The following is a 267-nucleotide window of genomic DNA, read 5'->3' as shown; positions in this document are numbered from 1 at the left end:
CCTGTCGATCCTGCTGATCCTGGCGGCCTCCGTGGTGGTCGCATTCGGGATGGGCGCGATCGCCGGCATCCTGGCCCCGACCCTGCTCGCTCTTGTCCTGACGATCTGCGCCCAGCCGGTGCGGGTCTGGCTGGAACGGCACGGCACCCCCTCCGGCGTCGCTACCGGAGCGGTGGCGCTCACGGTGTTCGCCCTCCTCGCCGGATTCATCGGCCTGCTGATCGTCGCCATGGCGCAGTTCATCGGGATGCTCCCGCAGTACAAGCC

The 267-nt window shown here is 69.3% G+C and carries 1 protein-coding gene; it reads left to right on the top strand.

The genetic code is table 11. The annotated features are described in order from the left end of the window. Nucleotides 1-267 (top strand): AI-2E family transporter (locus tag SB773_RS32195; RefSeq protein ID WP_410594426.1); only part of this gene is annotated, 267 nt, incomplete at both ends.

Origin of the sequence: Bacillus sp. SIMBA_074 (genome assembly GCF_046534555.1) — a bacterium.
GTDB classification, from domain to species: domain Bacteria; phylum Bacillota; class Bacilli; order Bacillales; family Bacillaceae_G; genus Bacillus_A; species Bacillus_A mycoides.
The sequence above is the reverse complement of the archived record's forward strand: the minus strand, read 5'-3'. Positions and strand labels throughout refer to the sequence as shown.